14 protein-coding genes are annotated in these 15,525 nt (G+C 68.1%); 6 read left to right on the top strand and 8 right to left on the bottom strand.

Going from position 1 to position 15,525, the window contains the following annotated elements; genetic code table 11:
• The first annotated feature begins 69 nt into the window (after window positions 1-69).
• Entirely contained in the window at window positions 70-1,344 is a 1,275-nt protein-coding gene (locus tag AC5RUK_RS09590; protein ID WP_494152009.1) for an ArgE/DapE family deacylase, read from the top strand.
• A 46-nt stretch (window positions 1,345-1,390) separates the two neighbouring features.
• Here AC5RUK_RS09590 and AC5RUK_RS09595 read toward each other — a convergent pair whose 3' ends face one another.
• The gene (locus AC5RUK_RS09595; protein ID WP_493988719.1) at window positions 1,391-2,014 is read right to left on the bottom strand and encodes a DedA family protein; all 624 of its coding nucleotides are present in this window, start codon (window positions 2,012-2,014) and stop codon (window positions 1,391-1,393) included.
• A gap of 85 nt (window positions 2,015-2,099) precedes the next feature.
• On the opposite strand from AC5RUK_RS09595, the gene AC5RUK_RS09600 reads away from it, so the two are divergent.
• From AC5RUK_RS09600 to AC5RUK_RS09610, 3 genes are all read left to right on the top strand, one after another.
• Window positions 2,100-3,113, top strand: a complete 1,014-nt coding sequence (locus tag AC5RUK_RS09600; RefSeq protein WP_494152010.1) for a pirin family protein — start codon at window positions 2,100-2,102, stop codon at window positions 3,111-3,113.
• A gap of 29 nt (window positions 3,114-3,142) precedes the next feature.
• Window positions 3,143-3,490: a GNAT family N-acetyltransferase gene (locus AC5RUK_RS09605; protein ID WP_494152011.1), complete on the top strand. Its 348-nt coding sequence runs from the start codon at window positions 3,143-3,145 to the stop codon at window positions 3,488-3,490.
• 101 nt (window positions 3,491-3,591) lie between these two features.
• Entirely contained in the window at window positions 3,592-4,461 is an 870-nt protein-coding gene (locus AC5RUK_RS09610; protein ID WP_494152271.1) for a hypothetical protein, read from the top strand.
• A gap of 4 nt (window positions 4,462-4,465) precedes the next feature.
• Here AC5RUK_RS09610 and treS read toward each other — a convergent pair whose 3' ends face one another.
• The 5 genes from treS to AC5RUK_RS09635 form a co-directional block, all read right to left on the bottom strand.
• Entirely contained in the window at window positions 4,466-6,886 is a 2,421-nt protein-coding gene (gene treS / locus AC5RUK_RS09615) for a maltose alpha-D-glucosyltransferase (RefSeq protein WP_494152012.1), read from the bottom strand.
• 81 nt (window positions 6,887-6,967) lie between these two features.
• Complete coding sequence (locus AC5RUK_RS09620) at window positions 6,968-8,227, bottom strand: RNA polymerase sigma factor (RefSeq protein WP_494152013.1); 1,260 nt, start codon at window positions 8,225-8,227, stop codon at window positions 6,968-6,970.
• Between the two features lie 3 nt (window positions 8,228-8,230).
• A complete protein-coding gene (locus AC5RUK_RS09625; RefSeq protein ID WP_494152014.1) occupies window positions 8,231-8,587 on the bottom strand; it encodes a YciI family protein in 357 nt (118 codons plus the stop codon).
• Window positions 8,588-8,745: 158 nt separating this feature from the next.
• The gene (locus AC5RUK_RS09630; RefSeq protein WP_493988913.1) at window positions 8,746-9,447 is read right to left on the bottom strand and encodes an endonuclease/exonuclease/phosphatase family protein; all 702 of its coding nucleotides are present in this window, start codon (window positions 9,445-9,447) and stop codon (window positions 8,746-8,748) included.
• A 235-nt stretch (window positions 9,448-9,682) separates the two neighbouring features.
• On the bottom strand, window positions 9,683-11,146 hold the full coding sequence (locus AC5RUK_RS09635; RefSeq protein ID WP_494152015.1) for a protein adenylyltransferase SelO: 1,464 nt from the start codon (window positions 11,144-11,146) through the stop codon (window positions 9,683-9,685).
• Between the two features lie 79 nt (window positions 11,147-11,225).
• On the opposite strand from AC5RUK_RS09635, the gene AC5RUK_RS09640 reads away from it, so the two are divergent.
• Both AC5RUK_RS09640 and AC5RUK_RS09645 read left to right on the top strand, forming a co-directional pair.
• Window positions 11,226-11,408 (top strand): hypothetical protein, encoded by a 183-nt coding sequence (locus AC5RUK_RS09640; protein WP_494106767.1) that lies wholly within the window; start codon window positions 11,226-11,228, stop codon window positions 11,406-11,408.
• A gap of 271 nt (window positions 11,409-11,679) precedes the next feature.
• Window positions 11,680-13,185: an aldehyde dehydrogenase family protein gene (locus AC5RUK_RS09645; RefSeq protein WP_494106768.1), complete on the top strand. Its 1,506-nt coding sequence runs from the start codon at window positions 11,680-11,682 to the stop codon at window positions 13,183-13,185.
• A gap of 130 nt (window positions 13,186-13,315) precedes the next feature.
• On the opposite strand, the gene ligM is transcribed toward AC5RUK_RS09645, so the two are convergent.
• Window positions 13,316-14,722: a vanillate/3-O-methylgallate O-demethylase gene (gene ligM / locus AC5RUK_RS09650; RefSeq protein WP_494152016.1), complete on the bottom strand. Its 1,407-nt coding sequence runs from the start codon at window positions 14,720-14,722 to the stop codon at window positions 13,316-13,318.
• Between the two features lie 100 nt (window positions 14,723-14,822).
• The gene (locus AC5RUK_RS09655; RefSeq protein WP_494152017.1) at window positions 14,823-15,512 is read right to left on the bottom strand and encodes a GntR family transcriptional regulator; all 690 of its coding nucleotides are present in this window, start codon (window positions 15,510-15,512) and stop codon (window positions 14,823-14,825) included.
• Between the last annotated feature and the right edge of the window lie 13 nt (window positions 15,513-15,525).

The following is a 15,525-nucleotide window of genomic DNA, read 5'->3' on the forward strand; positions in this document are numbered from 1 at the left end:
CTCTCCAACACCTCGCGGGGGAGCCGTCCAGCCGGGCGGCTCCCCCGCGCCATATCAAGGAGCATTCGGATGATCAATGACGAACAGTCCCAACGCATTCTCGATGCCGTCGACGCCGCGTTCGACGCGCAGCTGGCCTTCACCCAGGAACTGGTGAAGCACCCGTCGCTGCGGACCCAGGAGGGCAGCGCCCAGGACCTGCTGCACACCGCGATGGCGGCACGCGGGCTGGAGATGGACCGCTGGCAGCTTGACCCCGACGAGCTCGCGACGCATCCGGGCTTCGGCCCGGTCACCGTCTCCTACGACGACGTCACCAACGTCGTCGGCACCTACCGGCCGGCCGCCGAAACCGGCCGCTCGCTCATCCTGAACGGGCACGTCGACGTGGTGCCGGAAGGGCCGGAAGAGGCGTGGTCGCGCTCCCCCTGGGATGCCCCCATCATCGACGGCTGGATGTACGGCCGCGGCGCCGGCGACATGAAGGCCGGCCTGGCCGCCAACCTCTTCGCGTTCGACGCCGTCAAGGCCGCCGGTCTCGACCCTGCCGGCCGCATCCACTTCCAGTCCGTCGTCGAAGAGGAATGCACCGGCAACGGTTCCCTGTCCGCACTCATGCGCGGTTACCGGGCGGACGCGGTGATCATCCCCGAGCCCGAAGAAGACATGCTGGTCCGGGCCAATGTCGGGGTCCTCTGGTTCAAGGTGCGTGTCACCGGCAACCCGACCCATCCGCGCGAGATGGGCACCGGGTTCAACGCCATCGACGCCGCCTATACGGCCATCACCGCCCTGCGCGAGGTCGAGGAGAAGTGGAACGCGGACCGGGGCCGGCACCGCTACTTCGAGGACCTGGAACACCCCATCAACTTCAACTTCGGGCAGATCGTCGGCGGCGATTGGCCCTCCAGCGTGCCCGCTTGGTGCGAATTCGATGTGCGGGCGGCCATCTACCCCGGGATTCCGGCGGAGCAAGCCTGGACCGAACTGCAGGAATGCCTCGCCCGGCTGGGGACCGGACCGGCGTCGATCCACGCCGTCGCCACCAAGACCGGATTCTTCTCCGAAGGTTACGTGCTGGAGCCCGGCAGCGAAGCGGAGTCCCTGCTGGAGAGCACGCACCGGCAGGTCTTCGGCAAGGAGCTTGGCAGTTTCACCACTCCCGGCTACCTGGACGGTCGCGTCTTCGCGCTCTACGCCGACACGCCCGCGCTTGTTTACGGCCCGGTCTCCGAAGCGATCCACGGATTCGACGAGCGCGTATCCATCGAGTCGGTCCGCCGGATCACCAAGAGCATCGCGCTGTTCATCGCCAACTGGTGCGGCGTGGCAGAGCGGGCCTGACGCCCTGTCGCCGGCACCTGCGCTTGTGGCCGGTGCCGGCGGCCGCCTACTGGCCCCGCTTCTGGATGGACACCGTCCGTTGCCGGTTGTCCCACCACGTCACCGTGTGGTTGATCAGCGATCCCAGCACCAAGGACGCGGCGATGGCGAGCAGCACCGCGAATTCGGTGGACAGCTGCGGCCAAACGCCCGACACGGCGCCGATGCCCACCGAGTAGGCGGACCACAGCACACCGGCCAGGGCGGAGTGCGCCAGGAACCGGCGGCCGGGCTGGGGAATCATCGCGGCGGCCACATTGAGCGTCACCCGCCCCATAGGCACAAACCGCGACGTCAGCACCAGCGGCAGCCCCTTGCGCCCCAGCCCGGTGCGGGCCTTGCGGAAGCCCGACTGCCAGTGTCGCCCGGAGAACACCTTCCGCTCCGCGAGGTTGAAGCGGCGCACCAAGAAGAACGTGCCGGCGTCACCCGCTACCGCGCCGGCCAGCATGGCGGCCGCCAAGACGTAAGGGTTGAGGTGGTCCGAGTGCACCGAGAGCGATCCCAGTGCGACGAACAGCGTGGTGCTCGGCACCGGAGGAACCAGCGCGGAAACGGTCACGAAGAGCGCACCGGCAGGATAGATCCACCAGTAATCCAGGCTGCGCAGCAGTTCGCCGAGTTCGTCCATCCCTCCATCCTCCCCGATGCACCGTGGTGGTGGTGCAACGGTGCATCGGGCGGCACGCCGTTGGCGCCCGATCTAAACTTGGGCCATGAGCAACTTGGAGGCTGCACCGAGGGAAGTTGCCTGCTCACTGGAAGCAGAGTCCGCCGACGTGGAGGTCCTGACGCCGCGGGACGTGCCGCTGGGCGGCGTCCGGGCCATGAACGTCCGCCGCACCCTGCCGCAGAAACGGCGCAGCCTGATCGGATCCTGGTGCTTCCTGGACCATTACGGGCCCGACCTGGTGACCGGTACCGGCGGCATGCAGGTTCCCCGCCACCCGCACACCGGCCTGGCCACGGTCAGCTGGCTGTTCTCCGGAAAGATCGCGCACCGCGATTCCGCCGGGTTTGAAGCCATCGTGCGGCCGGGGGAAGTGAACCTGATGATCGCCGGCCGCGGCATCTCCCATCAGGAATTTTCGACGCCGGACACCACCGTCCTGCACGGCGCGCAGCTCTGGTTCGCCCTTCCGGACTCGACCCGCAACATGCCGCCGACCTTCGAGCATTACGCACCGGAACCCGTCGTCGGCGACGGGACCGAGTTGCGCGTCTTCTTCGGTTCGCTGGCCGGCTCCACGTCGCCGGTCAACACCTACACCCCTCCGCTGCTCGGCGCCGAAGCGACGCTGCGTGCGGGTTCCCGGCTGGAACTCGACCTGGACCCCGATTTCGAACACGGAATCCTGCTGGATACCGGCGATCTTCGGCTGGACGGGGACGAGGTCCCCGTGGACCACTTGGTCTACCTCGCGCCCGGACGAACGCATCTCGTCCTCGAGGCCGGGGACGGGCCGGCCCGGCTGCTTCTCATCGGCGGCCAGCCGCTGGGCGAGCAGATCATCATGTGGTGGAACTTCGTGGGCAGGAGCCATGAAGAGATTGTGGCGTACCGCGCCGCCTGGCAGGCGGAGATCGACGTCGACCCGGCGCCGGAGCCCGCGGGCGGCACATATCCGGACGGTGCCCCGTATCCCCGGTTCGGCCCCTTCCCCGACGGGATGCCCGCGCCGCTGCCCGCCCCAACGTTGCCGACCGTCCAGCTGCGACCCCGCGGCTGAGCACTGCCAGACCACTCCCAGGAGGATCCGTGCAATCCGACGCACCCATCACCGTCCGCCTCAATACCGAACGGCGCCGCTACAAACTGGTGGACGGCGGCAAGGTCATCGGCAAGGCCCACTGGTTGCCGTCCGAGGGGACGGCCGGTCCCGAACGGATTTTCTTCCACACCACCGTCGACGAGGAGTATGCCGGCCAAGGACTGGCCGGGCGCCTGGCACGCTACTCGCTTAATGACACCGCCGCTGCCGGGGTGTCCGTGGTGACCGTCTGCTCTTATTTCAAGGCCTACGTCGAAAAGCGCCCGGAGTACTTGGCCCAGACCACCCCGGTGCGGCCCGGACACGTGCAAGCGGTCGAACGCGTCGCCGGTTAGGGAACCCGCCGGAACTCTCTGCGGTCGCCAACAGTTCTTAACGGGGAGAGATGACCCGTGCACCGGCTTCCACCGGGCAGGCAAGGAGCGGAACCGTGGGAATGTTCGACAAGCTGGTCCAAAAGGGCAAGCAAAAGGCGGTCCAGTACGCCAAGGAGCAATTGGCCCAACGCACCGGGCAACAGCGCCAGCCGCGGCCCCAGGACTCCGGCCGCGAACCCGGCTACGGCCAGGATGCAGGCTACGGTCGCGGCCAAGACCGCGGCTACGGCCAGGACCGAAGTTACGGACAGGACCGGGGTTATGGACAAGATCGTAACTATGGCCAGGACCGTGAGTACGACGGCGGGTACAACTCCGGCGGTCGTGACGGCAGCCAGCGGTATCCGTCCCGGCCGCAGCGCCGTGACGGCAGGCCCGGGCAGACTGCCGGGCAGGACGCCGACCAGGCGGCCATCGCGAAATACAAGTACATGCTGCAAACGGCACCGCCCCAGGACATGGAGCGGGCCCACGCCGAAGCCTTCAACCGGTTGACCCCGCAGCAGCGCGCCATGCTCCGGGACGAGCTCAACAGCCAACTTCCCGCCGCCGAGCGGGCAGCCTCCGACCGGCCCGAGACGTTGGCCAGGACGGCCACCCGCGCCGAACTGGCGCAGCCGGGCTTCATGGAGCGGATCCTCGGCCGGACCGGAACGGGCCGGGGCGGCGGTCGCCTGGCCGCCGGAGCCGCCGGTGCCGCCGGAGGCCTGGGCGCCGGGCTGCTGGCCGGCGTGGCTGCCGGCTTCGTCGGCTCGGCCATCGCCGGCCCCCTGCTGGAAGGGTTCTCCGGTATCGGGGATGGACTGGCCGGCGCCGCCGAAGGATTCGGCGATACCGTCGCCTCCGCCGGTGAGGGCTTTGCGGAAGATGCAGGTTTCGGCGGCTTCTTCGGCGACGGCGCCGAGGGCCTCGGCGACTGGGAGATCTAGCCGCTCAGACGCCCTCCTGAGGGGCATAGCCGTCGTCGTCGGCCTCGGCGACCGGCGGCGTGATCAACAGGGCGGTGCCGGCGTAGGGTCCCAGGTGGAGATAGAAGCTGTGCAGGTCGTCCACCGTCCCGATGGTCTCGCCGCTGAACGCGTCGGTCACTTCGGAGCCCAGTTCCAGTGCCTCGGAGCGGACGGTACCGGCGATCTCCTGGCCGGAGAAGTTCAGGACCGTGACCTCCTGCCCGCCGGAGACCAGCTGATGGACCATCACCAGCATGCCGCGGTGGGAGACGTCGGGAACATCGATCAGGGCGCTCTTGGCGATGCCATGCTCTTCCCGGACTGCCAGGATCCGTGCCAGCTGCCGGGCGAACGACGATTCGTCCTCGAGCTGCTCGGGCAGCGTGCCGTACAGGGCCTTGGCCATGGGCATGCCGGAGGTTGACGTCTCGGCGGTCGGATCAAATCCCATCAGGTCGTGGGCGCTGCGGTTGATCCAGCGGGTATCCCCCCGCGACATCAGCCGGGCCACCCGGCTGCGCTCCAGTGGCAACATCCCGCACAGGTCCCAGCCGGAGAGCGCGAAGACCCCCGGCTGCAGCGCGTTGTACATGGCCAGCAGCAGGTGCACCCGGCGGATCTCCGCCGACTGCTCTTCGGTGATCGTGTCCAGGTCGGTGATGCCCAGCACCGCGGTGATCACGCTTGCGGTGGTGCAGGCGATGCCGTTGGCGGTGAAGACCAGGTTGTAGGGGGCTGCTTCCCCGGTGATCCCGTCCCGCAGGGTCTGCTGCACCTTGTGGGCCAGCTCCGCGCCGGTGAGCTCCTCGCCGTCGAGCTCGTAGACGTCGTCCTTGTGCTTGGTGGTGAAGTGCACGAGTTCATAGGTCAGCTCGTCGTGGTTCTGCAGCGCGTGCACCAGCGACGCCTGGTCCACACCGATCTCCATGGCCAGGCGCAGCGTCAGCCGGAGGAACTCGGTGTCGGCGGTGACCAGGGCGTGGTGGTATGCCGGACGCGTCACGAAGTCGTAGGACAGGTCCGGACCGGTTTCGGAGGTGGCCTTGATGTCGTCGATGCTGAGGTTCAGCTCCTGGAAGGTGAAGCCGCCGACCTTGCGGACCATGCTGCCGATGATCTGGTTGGCTGCGGCCGAGAGCGGATGCCCCTCGGACCAGCCCGGCGTTTCCTCGGCACTCTTCTCCACGCCCAGGAAGCCGTTGGCGTCCAGGCGGAGCGCCCCGGTCCCCAGGTCCACCAGCGAATGCAGGGCATCCCCCATCACCAGGCGCATGCCGGAGAACGTGGGATCCAGCCAGTTGATCGACGGCTGGCCGGCCTTGAAGTAGTGCAGATACACCCAGCGGTGGGCCTTTCCGTCTATGTCCAGGACCGGCGGGGTGGCGCTCCAGTTGGTTTCCTTCACGCCGGGTTCGTAGAAAATGACCCGCTGGAGTTCGCCGATGATGTAGCCCGCCTGCTGGAGCCGGCGCTCGGTCGCGACGTCGATGTTGACCGCATCCTCGCCCTCGGGGACATCCGGCAACAGGTCCCAGTCGGACTCCGGGATGTCGATCATGTGGTAGATGCCCGGGTAGTCGCGGAAGTTCATCTCCGCCAGCCGGAAGTCCGCGCCCTTGCCCGTGTGGCCGGGCACAATATCGTCCACGATCGTGCCGCCGTGTTCGGCGGCCACCTCGCACATGCTCCGGAACTCGTCCTCGGTGCCGAACATTGGATCGATCGCCATGCTGATGCGGTCGAAGTGCCCGTCCACGCTGGGGGTATGGTTCCAGCCGGTCAGGCCGCCGGCCAGCTTCACCGGCCCGATGTGAATGGCCTTGATGCCGATCTGCTGGAAGGCCTCCCAGAGCGCGGCATCGCCCAGCGCCGCCAGGAACGTCTGCCCGGGCCGGGTGATCAACGACAGCGGGTAGGCCGTGAACCACACCGAGGCCCGCTCCACCGCCGCCCGCGGGTTCGGATACGCGAACGGGTTCTGCCACATGCTGGCCTGCCCGGAGAGCTGGCGCCCCAGCACCTTCGCGTCGCCGAGCATGGACTGGTTGCGCAGCCACTCCACATAGACCTTGTTCCGGGCGTCGGGCTCGAACGGCGGGTGGCCGGGCACAAAGTGGCGGCGGCGGGCCCTCGGGCGCAGCGAGCGAGGACGGGCCGGGTAGAACTGCTCGTCAAAGCTGATGTCCGGCACCGGGGGTTCGGCGAGGGGCTCGACGGCGGTGCTCCCACCGTCTGCGCCCGCTACGGCACCCTCGTCCGTGCCTGCTACGGCACCCCCGTCTGCGCCCGCGGCAGCACCGTCTGCGCCTACGGCAGCACCCCCGTTTGCGCCCGCGGCGGCACCGCCGTCGTCATAGTTGGTGCGGTCAAGGACGGGCTCGTGCCCCAGAACCGAATCGTTCATGGCGTCATCTCCTTCGTGCTCGACTGCTGGATTCTCCAGACGGGCTTCACCCCCAACATTGCCAGACGGCCGGGGCCACCACTACCCCGCGCCACGGTCACCGGGCAGTTCCAGCTCTTCCATCCGGCGCTGCAGGTGGCGGCGCTCCACCTCGTTCCGGCAGAGTTCCAGTGCCAGCCTGTAGTGCTCGGCGGCTTCGGCATCGCGTCCGCAGCGGCGCAGCAGTTCGGCGCGGACTCCCGGCAGCCGGTGGTTTCCGCCCAGCTGGGCTTCCAGCCCGCCCAGCAGTTCGAGGCCGGCCAACGGTCCGTCCGCTTCGGCGGCAGCCACCGCCCGGTTGAGCCGGACCACGGGTGAACCGGTGAGGGCGTCAAGTCTGGCGTAGAGGTCGGCGATGCTCGTCCAGTCCGTCTCTTCGGCGGTGGCGGCCGAACAATGAGCGCCGGCGATCAGTGCCTGCAGCCGCACTTCCTCGGCATACCCGCTGTCTGGCGGCTGGTCGATGAGCAGTCCGAGCGCCTCGGAGATTTCCCGGTGGTGCCACCGGCTGCGGTCCTGGTCCGGCAGCAGCACCAGTTCCCCGTTCCGGATGCGCGCATCCCGCCGTGCATGCTGCAGCATCAACAGCGCCTTCAGGCAGCGCAGCAGCGGCGTGTGCGGCATCAAGTCGTCCAGCAGTCCCGCCAGGCGTACCGCTTCCCCGGCTTCTTCGACCCGCAGCAGATCGGCGCCGTCGCCCGGGAGGTAGGCGCTGGTGAAGGCCAGATAGACCGTTCGTGCCGCGTTTTCCAACCGGCCCGGAAGGTCGCCGGCGTCCGGCAGGGCGAACGGTAGGCCGGAGCCGGCGATCTTCTTCTTCCCGCGGGTTATCCGGGCTGCCATGGTGGCGTCGCTGACCAGGAACAGTCGCGCAATCCGCGCCGTCGGCAGGCCCATGACGAACCGCAGGGCCAGCCCGGCCTGCACCTCGGGTACCAGCGCCGGATGCGTGGCCAGGAAGATCATCGGCAAACGCTCGTCCGGATACTCCACGTCACCGGCGCCGTCGGCGGAACCCGCGCCATCCGCCGCCTGTGGCCGGAGCCGGTCGGTGACGAGCAGCGGCAGTTTCCGGTTGGCCACCTCCTCATGCCGCAGTCCATCCAGCACGGTGCGCTCTGCGCTGCGGTAGAGCCAGGCGGGCGGGTTCTCCGGGGTGCCCTCGGCCGGCCACCGGGCAGCAGCCCGGGCGAACGCCTCGGCGAGCGCATCCTCGACCAGGTCCAGCCGCTGGAAGCGTGAGAAAAGCAGCGCCAGCAGCCGGCCCCATTCTTCCCTGTGGATCTGCTCCAGCCGCTCCATAACTCAGGCCGAGTCCGGGGCCACCATCGCGCGGACCTCCACCGGGGCGTCGCCGGCCAGCAGGCCGCAGATCGACACCAGATCGTCCAGGTTGTCCGTCTCCACGGTGTAAAAACCGCTCAACTGTTCCACCGACTCCGCATAGGGCCCGTCCGTGACCACCACCCCGTCCGGGGTGGCCCGCACGGTCTTCGCCGTCCGTGAATGCCGCAGCTCTGCGCCGCCGGTGATCGTGTGCCCGCGTTCCTTCAGCAGGGCGGCGAATTCCCCGTGCCGCGCATAGGCCGCCTCGCGCTGCTCCGGCGTGCTCTGCTCCCAGCTGTCCTCGTTATCCGGCAACAGCACCATGTACTCGGTCATTTCAGCGTTTCCCTTCGCCGGCCGCGCATCCTCTGCGCGGCGCCCGTGTCGACGTGATCGGTTCGACACTATGATGACGCGCGGCCTGCTGCGGATTCGACAACCCTGCCGCGTCACTTCCGTGACGGCACACGACGGCGGGTCCACCTGCGAACCTGTCAGCTGGCGCGGACGTTGCGGTTCTCGTCGACGTATTCCGCCGTCACCAGGATCGGCAGGTGGTCGGACTGGCCGCGCGGCAGGGTTTCCACGCTTTGAATGTCCAGGCCCAGGGAGGTGGCGAAATCGAAGTGGCCGCGGAAAAGTTTGTAGCGCGTGTAGGTCCGGCGGTTGCTCAGGGTGAGTTCGTAGCCCGTTTCCTTCAGGTGCTCAATGAGGTTCTTCGTAAAGAAGGGGTAGTTGAAGTCCCCCACCATCAGCGTCATCTGCTCGCCGTTGCCCCCCATGCCCAGCAGCGCTTCGTGGCCGGCCTTGATCTGGTGCCGGCGCAGGGAGTTGGTGGCGGTCAGCGGCGCGGCGTGAAAGTCACCGACGACGATTTCGTGTTTGCTCTCGTTGTCCACCATTTTGACGCCGAGCAGCCGCTCGTGGGCCGGTGCCAGCACATAATCGTGCAGCGACTTCTTGAGTTCGAAGGTGTTGGTATCGAGGGCGGAGAACCTGTTCTCGTCGTAATAGACGGCCAGCCCCAGCCTGTTTCCCTTGGTCGAATTGGCCAACCGCAGGTGTCCCAGCGTGTGCGGAAGTTTCTCTGTGTCCGCTTCCTGCAGGCACATGACGTCGACGTCGTAGCGGTCGGTCAGCTCCTCGAGCTCCTCGCTCGCACTGTGTTTCCGCAGGTTGTAGCTGATAGCTCTCAACAAAGAATCACCCTTCCATCGCGGTCGCTGTAGCTGCGCCCATACTACAGAGCCAGCCTTGCGGTTACATTCGGCGGCCGCCTGCCAGGGCGGCCGAAAGGGCGGATTCGCCCCGCAAGGACGCCGGGAAACCGGGCGCGGATTTCCTTCGACGGCGGGTGCCGGCCGCGACCATCGGGGTGCGTCCACGGGCAACGGCACCCGTCCCCTCTTGGCCTTAAGGGCGTGCGGGCCCTCAGGTTCCGCAGAAAGTCCGGTAGCTGCCGAAGTCGTCCGGCGCGGCGGCGGCGTAGCGCTCCAAACCGGGACGCTCGTCGTAGGGGCGCGTCACCGCCTCCAGCAGGCGGTGCAGCGGGTCCAGGTCTCCGTGCGTGGCGGCGTCAAGGGCCTCCTCGACCAGGTGGTTGCGGGGAATGTAGACGGGGTTGACCCGGTCCATCAAGCCGGCGTCCGGTTCGAGTGGACGCCATCGCGCCACCCAGGCATCGAAGCCTGCGGGGTCCGGAAACAGGCGCCGCGCCGCTTCGGTTTGGCCCCGGGCGGCCGCGCCGAGGCTGCGGAAAAACGCGGTGTGGTCTACCTTGCCCTCCTGGAGCAGCGCCAGCAGGTCATTCACGAGCGGCGAGGCCGCGGCGGCATCGACCTCGCCGTCCAAACCGATCTTGGCCTTGGCGCCGGCCAACCAGGCGGCGCTGTACTCGGTCCTGAAGGCGCCGAGCGCTTCCGACGCCAGTGCGGCCGCCTGCTCCTGATCGTCGTGCAGGAGCGGCAGCAGGGCCTCGGCGAGCCGGGCGAGGTTCCACTCGGCGGCAAGCGGCTGGTTGGCATACGCGTAACGCCCGCCGTCGTCGATGGAACTGTAGACGGAGGCCGGGTCGAAGGCGTCCATGAACGCGCAGGGCCCGTAGTCGATGGTTTCACCCGAGATGGTCATGTTGTCGGTGTTCATGACCCCGTGCACGAATCCCACGAGCATCCACTGCGCCACCAGCGAAGCCTGGGCGCCGATCACGGCCTGGAACAGCGCCAGATAGGGGTGCTCTGCCTCGGCAGCGGCCCGATGGTGACGGGCAATGGCGTGGTCGGCGAGCCGGCGCAGGAGGCCCGTGTCGCCCGTGGCCCGGGCGTACTGGAAGCTTCCCACGCGCACATGGCTCTCGGCGACCCGCACCAGGACGGCTCCCGGCAGTTCGGCGTCGCGGTAAACCGGCAGCCCCGTGGCGACGACGGCAAGGGAACGCGTCGTGGGGATGCCCAGGGCGTGCATCGCCTCGCTGACCACGTATTCGCGAAGCATCGGACCCACCGCGGCCTGGCCGTCACCGCCACGGGCGAACGGCGTGGGCCCCGAGCCCTTGAGGTGGATGTCGCGAAGACGGCCGCCCGCATCGGTAAGCTCGCCCAGCAGGAGGGCCCGCCCGTCGCCTAGCCGGGGCGAGTACCAGCCGAACTGGTGCCCGGCGTAGGCCTGCGCCACCGGGGTGGCGCCACCGGGGACCAGGTTGCCCGTCAGCAGAAGCAGACCGTCGGGACTGCGCAGGGCGTCCGGCTCGATTCCCAACTCGATGGCCAGCGGTTCGTTGAGAACCAGCAGCCGCGGGTCGCGGACCTCCTGTGCCCGCCAGGGGACGGCCAACTCCGCCAGCTCGCCGGCGAAGCGCCCATCAAAAGCGACGGTTGATTGTGCTGGAGCACTCATCCTCCAAGAATAACTAGGACACCACGGTCGGCGTCACCCCCAACCCGCGGGTGCCCAGAACCCCCAAGGAAAGACCACGATGAGCACGCACATCCACAACATCCTGAACCGGGCCGGAGAAGAGATGGTGTACATCGGACCGGACCACCCCTCGTACGAGCTGCTGGCCGGGCTGGTGGCTTCCGTACATCAAGCCTGGCAGGAAGGCTATGACCAGGGGCGCAACGGCGGCGCTGACGAAAACCCGTACCGCGGCTACTGAAGCCCGGGACCGCTGGCAGCCGCCAGTAGCAGCCCCGCCCATCCCGCACACGGGTGGGCTCGCCTCGGGACGGCACCCCAGCCGGAAAATTAGGCGCCCAACCCCTAGCACTCCCTCCGCGGATAGGCAAAGCTGAAGGCAGGGGAAACTGGCGCCCGCCATGCTTCCGGTTGTTCGCCGTGAACCGGCCGGGGCGCCGACGCTGAAGAACGTCGCTCCTGCAGTTCCGGCATGGGACCGGAACGGTCAAAACACAGAGAGGTGTTGCGAGATGACTGACGTAGCAAGCACTACCGGCGAGACCGGCCAGGTCACCACCGGGCTCTATATCGGCGGCGAAGTCCGCGATTCCGGCGAAAAATACCCGGTAGCGGATCCCGGCAAGCCGGATTCAGTGGTCGGCTATGCGGCGGCCGCCACCAAGCAGGACGTGGCCGACGCCGTCGGCGCCGCGAAGTCCGCGTTCCCCGCGTGGGCGGCGATGGGTGCCAAGGAACGCGCCGACAAGCTCGCCGCGGCGATCGAAGGCATCGCCGATCTCCGTGACGAGGATGCCGCGATCCTGTCGCAGGAAAACGGCAAGATCCGGATGGAGGCCTGGGTGGACGCGCTGGTCTTCGAGATCCGCTTCCAGCTCGCCCTGGCGCTCGCGGACGAGGTGGAGCAGGGCAAGGTCCTGGAACCGGCGCCGGGGATCCCGGTGACCACCTCCGTGGCGTACCAGCCGCTGGGCGTGGTCACGGTGATTGTTCCGTTCAACTGGCCCATCGCCATCCTCGGCGCCTCGCTGCCGCACGCCCTGCTGGCGGGCAACACGGCGATCGTGAAGCCGCCGCCCACCACCCCGCTGGCGATCACCCGGGTAGTGCAGCGCGTGGCAGAGAAACTGCCGCCGGGTGTGCTGAACATTGTCACCGGCCAGGACAGCGAGATGGGCGGCCTGATCCAGAACGACGACGTGGCAAAGGTCTGCTTCACCGGCAGCGTTGGCGGCGGCAAGAAGATGATGGAGATGGCGTCCAAGAGCCTGACCCGGGTCACCTTGGAGCTCGGCGGCAACGACCCGGCGGTGGTCCTCGAAGACGCCGTCCTGGACGACACGCACCTGGACCGGCTGTATGCCGCGGTCTTCGACACCACCGGGCAGATCTGCATGGCCGCCAAACGCATCTACGTGCACCGCTCCCGGCTGGACGAACTGGTCGCGGGGCTGTCCGAGCGGCTGGAGAAGGCCGTCGTCGGCTACGGCTTGGACGAGGGGACCACCATGGGCCCGCTGCACCAGCCCGCGCAGAAGACCTTCGTCGAAGAACTCATCGCGGAGGCAAAGGCCGCCGGCGCCGACGTCCGGGAATTCGGGGAACTTCCGGCGGACCCGGAGCTGCAGGGCGGCAACTTCCTGCGGCCGGCGCTGGTGGTCGATCCGGACCCCCAGCTGCGCGTGGTCACGCAGGAACAGTTCGGGCCGGTCATCCCGATCCTCCCCTTCGACACCGAAGAGGAGGCGCTGGCCCTGGCCAACGACACCTGGGCCGGCCTCTGCGGCTCGGTGTGGACCGCGGACACGGACAAGGCCAACGCCGTCGGCTCGCAACTGGTCTGCGGCTACGTCTGGGTCAACGACCACGGCGCCACCCGGCTGGACCTGCGCGCGCCGTTCGGCGGCATGAAGCACTCCGGCTTCGGCCGCGAACAGGGCATCGAAGGCGTCCGCGCGTTCCAGGACACCCGCTCCATCGCGCACCTGGATGAAGCGGCGGCGGCCGCCGGCCACTGACAACGACGGCGGAGGGGCGGCGGGCACCGCGACGTGCGCCGCCCCTCCGCCGCAGAGGAACGGGCCGCCCCAGCCTGAGGGGCGGCCCGTTCGCGCTAAGCGGGTCCGGATCAGGCTCTGTGCCTCCGGCTCAGACCGCTTGGGCGGTCCGCCAGCCGCCGCGGTATTCCTTGCGGGCGGTCACGGAGTAGGGTGCGGGGCTGACCACGGCCCGGACTTCTAGCTGCCGGTGCGGTTCCACGGTGGTCTTGCGGGTGCCGCCGTCGGGTTCGCCCCAGACCACGTTCACCTCGGTGCCGATCTCGACGTCGGGGTTGACCGTGGCCAGGGACAGCGCCCGCCGTTCGTTGGCGCTGTAACCGGTGAACAGGGACAGGCCCACGTTCGTGCCGCCGGCGTCGACGATCGAGTCGTAGTTCGAGGAGCCGTAGTTGGCGTTGGGCAGGTCGAAGTACTTGTAGGGCGTCCCCTCCGTGTCGAACAGCGAGGCGAAGATCTTGGTCATGTCCTCGGCGTTCCAGGCCAGCGTGACCTTCTTCCGCTGCGCCTGGGGGTCGATCTTCTCCAGCGCCTCGCGGCCGATGAAGTCGTGGTCGAACTTGACGAAGGATCCGTAGCCCAGCTCCCACGGGTTCAGGTAGTAGTCCTCGATATTGTTCGAGACGAAGCTGCCGGCCACGGCGTTGACGGCCTCGTAGCTGTCCGCACCCAGCCATTCCCGGTACGGGCGAAGCTCTTCCCCGGAGTAGATGGCCGGCAGCGGGGACGGAATCCAGCCCGATTCCAACGTATTGGACGAGTAGGCCCGGGCGCCGACGGCCAGCAGGCCGAACTCCCGGCCGGCGTCCAGGATGAACTCGCGGACGTGGTCGTAGGACTCGTACGGCCCCCAGAGCTCCAGTCCCGGAGCCCCGGCCATGCCGTGGCGCAGCGTGCGCACCTGTGCCCCGGCCACCTGCATGTGGTCCATGCTGAAGAATTTCAGCTGCTCCACGGTGCCGCCGTTGAGCTTCTCGATGACCTGCCACGCGTTGGGACCCTGGATCTGGAACCGCCAGTACCTGCGCTGTACCGGCTTGCCCATCGGCCGCGACGGCGACCGCCGGTCCACCTCCAGCTCCACGTCGTACCCGCCGGTCTGCCCGTGGAAGAGCAGCCAGTTGGCCGCGGGGGAACGCCCCACGTAGACGAACTGGTCCTCGGCTTCATGGAAGAGGATGCCGTCGCCGATGACATGTCCGGACGGCGTCGTTGGGACATACTGTTTGGCCCTGTTCACCGGGAAGGTGGCCACCGAGTTGATCGCGGTGTCGGAGATCAATCTCAGCGCATCCGGGCCCTTGATGAACAGGTTGTCCATGTGGTGCGACTGGTCGTAAAGGACGGCGGTCTCCCGCCAGGCCCGGACCTCGCTGCGCCAGTTGGTGAATTCGGGTGCCACCACCGGATAGACATAGGCCCCGAGCTGCGAATTGCGCAGCAGCTCCACCGTATTGCCGGCCTGGTCCAGGACGTCCTGCAGGTTCTGTGCACTCATGATTCCCCTATCCCCGCCGGCCGGGGCCGGCATCTCTTCCATGCCTCCGTTGGCGGAAGGCATGCTGGTCGATTGCGGGCGTCAGGGGAACCGGCGTTTCTTAGCGGCCGGGGTCCTCGGCCGCCCGCATGATGGCATTGGCAACGCTCTTGAGGTGCTTCTCCATGGCTGCGGCGGCCCGTTCCGGATCCTTGGCGCAGACCGCGTCCACAATTTCCAGGTGTTCGGGCAGCGATACGGCGGGCCGCCCCGGCTGCATGGCCAGCCGGAACTGGAAGCGAACGCTCTGGCCGCGCAGGCGCGCGATCAGTGCCGCCGCCGTTTCGTGCTGGCTCAACTCGACGATCCGGCGGTGCAAGGTCTTGTTGAGGTCCGAATACTTCAGCAGGTCGCCGGCGTCCACGGCCCGGCTCATGGACTCGCCCAGGGCCTGGAGTTCCTGCACGTCCTCGTCGGTGACCTGTTCGGCGGCCTTGGCCGCGCAGATGGCTTCCAGCGCGGCACGGACCTCGGTGATCTCCACCGCTTCCTCCACCGCGACCGCGCGCACCCGGGCGCCGCGGTTCTGGATGCGCTCCACGAGCCCCTCCAGCGTCAGCTCCGCCAGCGCCGCCCGGACCGTGGCCCGGCTGGCATGGTACTCGGCGCAAATATCCGCCTCCACCAACCGCTGGTTGGGCACGAGTTCGCCCCGGTCGATCGCCCTTTTGAGCCCGGCGACGACGGCGGCCGAATCGGTTGATCGGGGTACGGCAGTTTGGCTGGCGGTGCTCACGGGAGGTTGCTCCATGCTGGATAGTGTG

This window comes from Arthrobacter sp. Y3223065 (genome assembly GCF_059090885.1).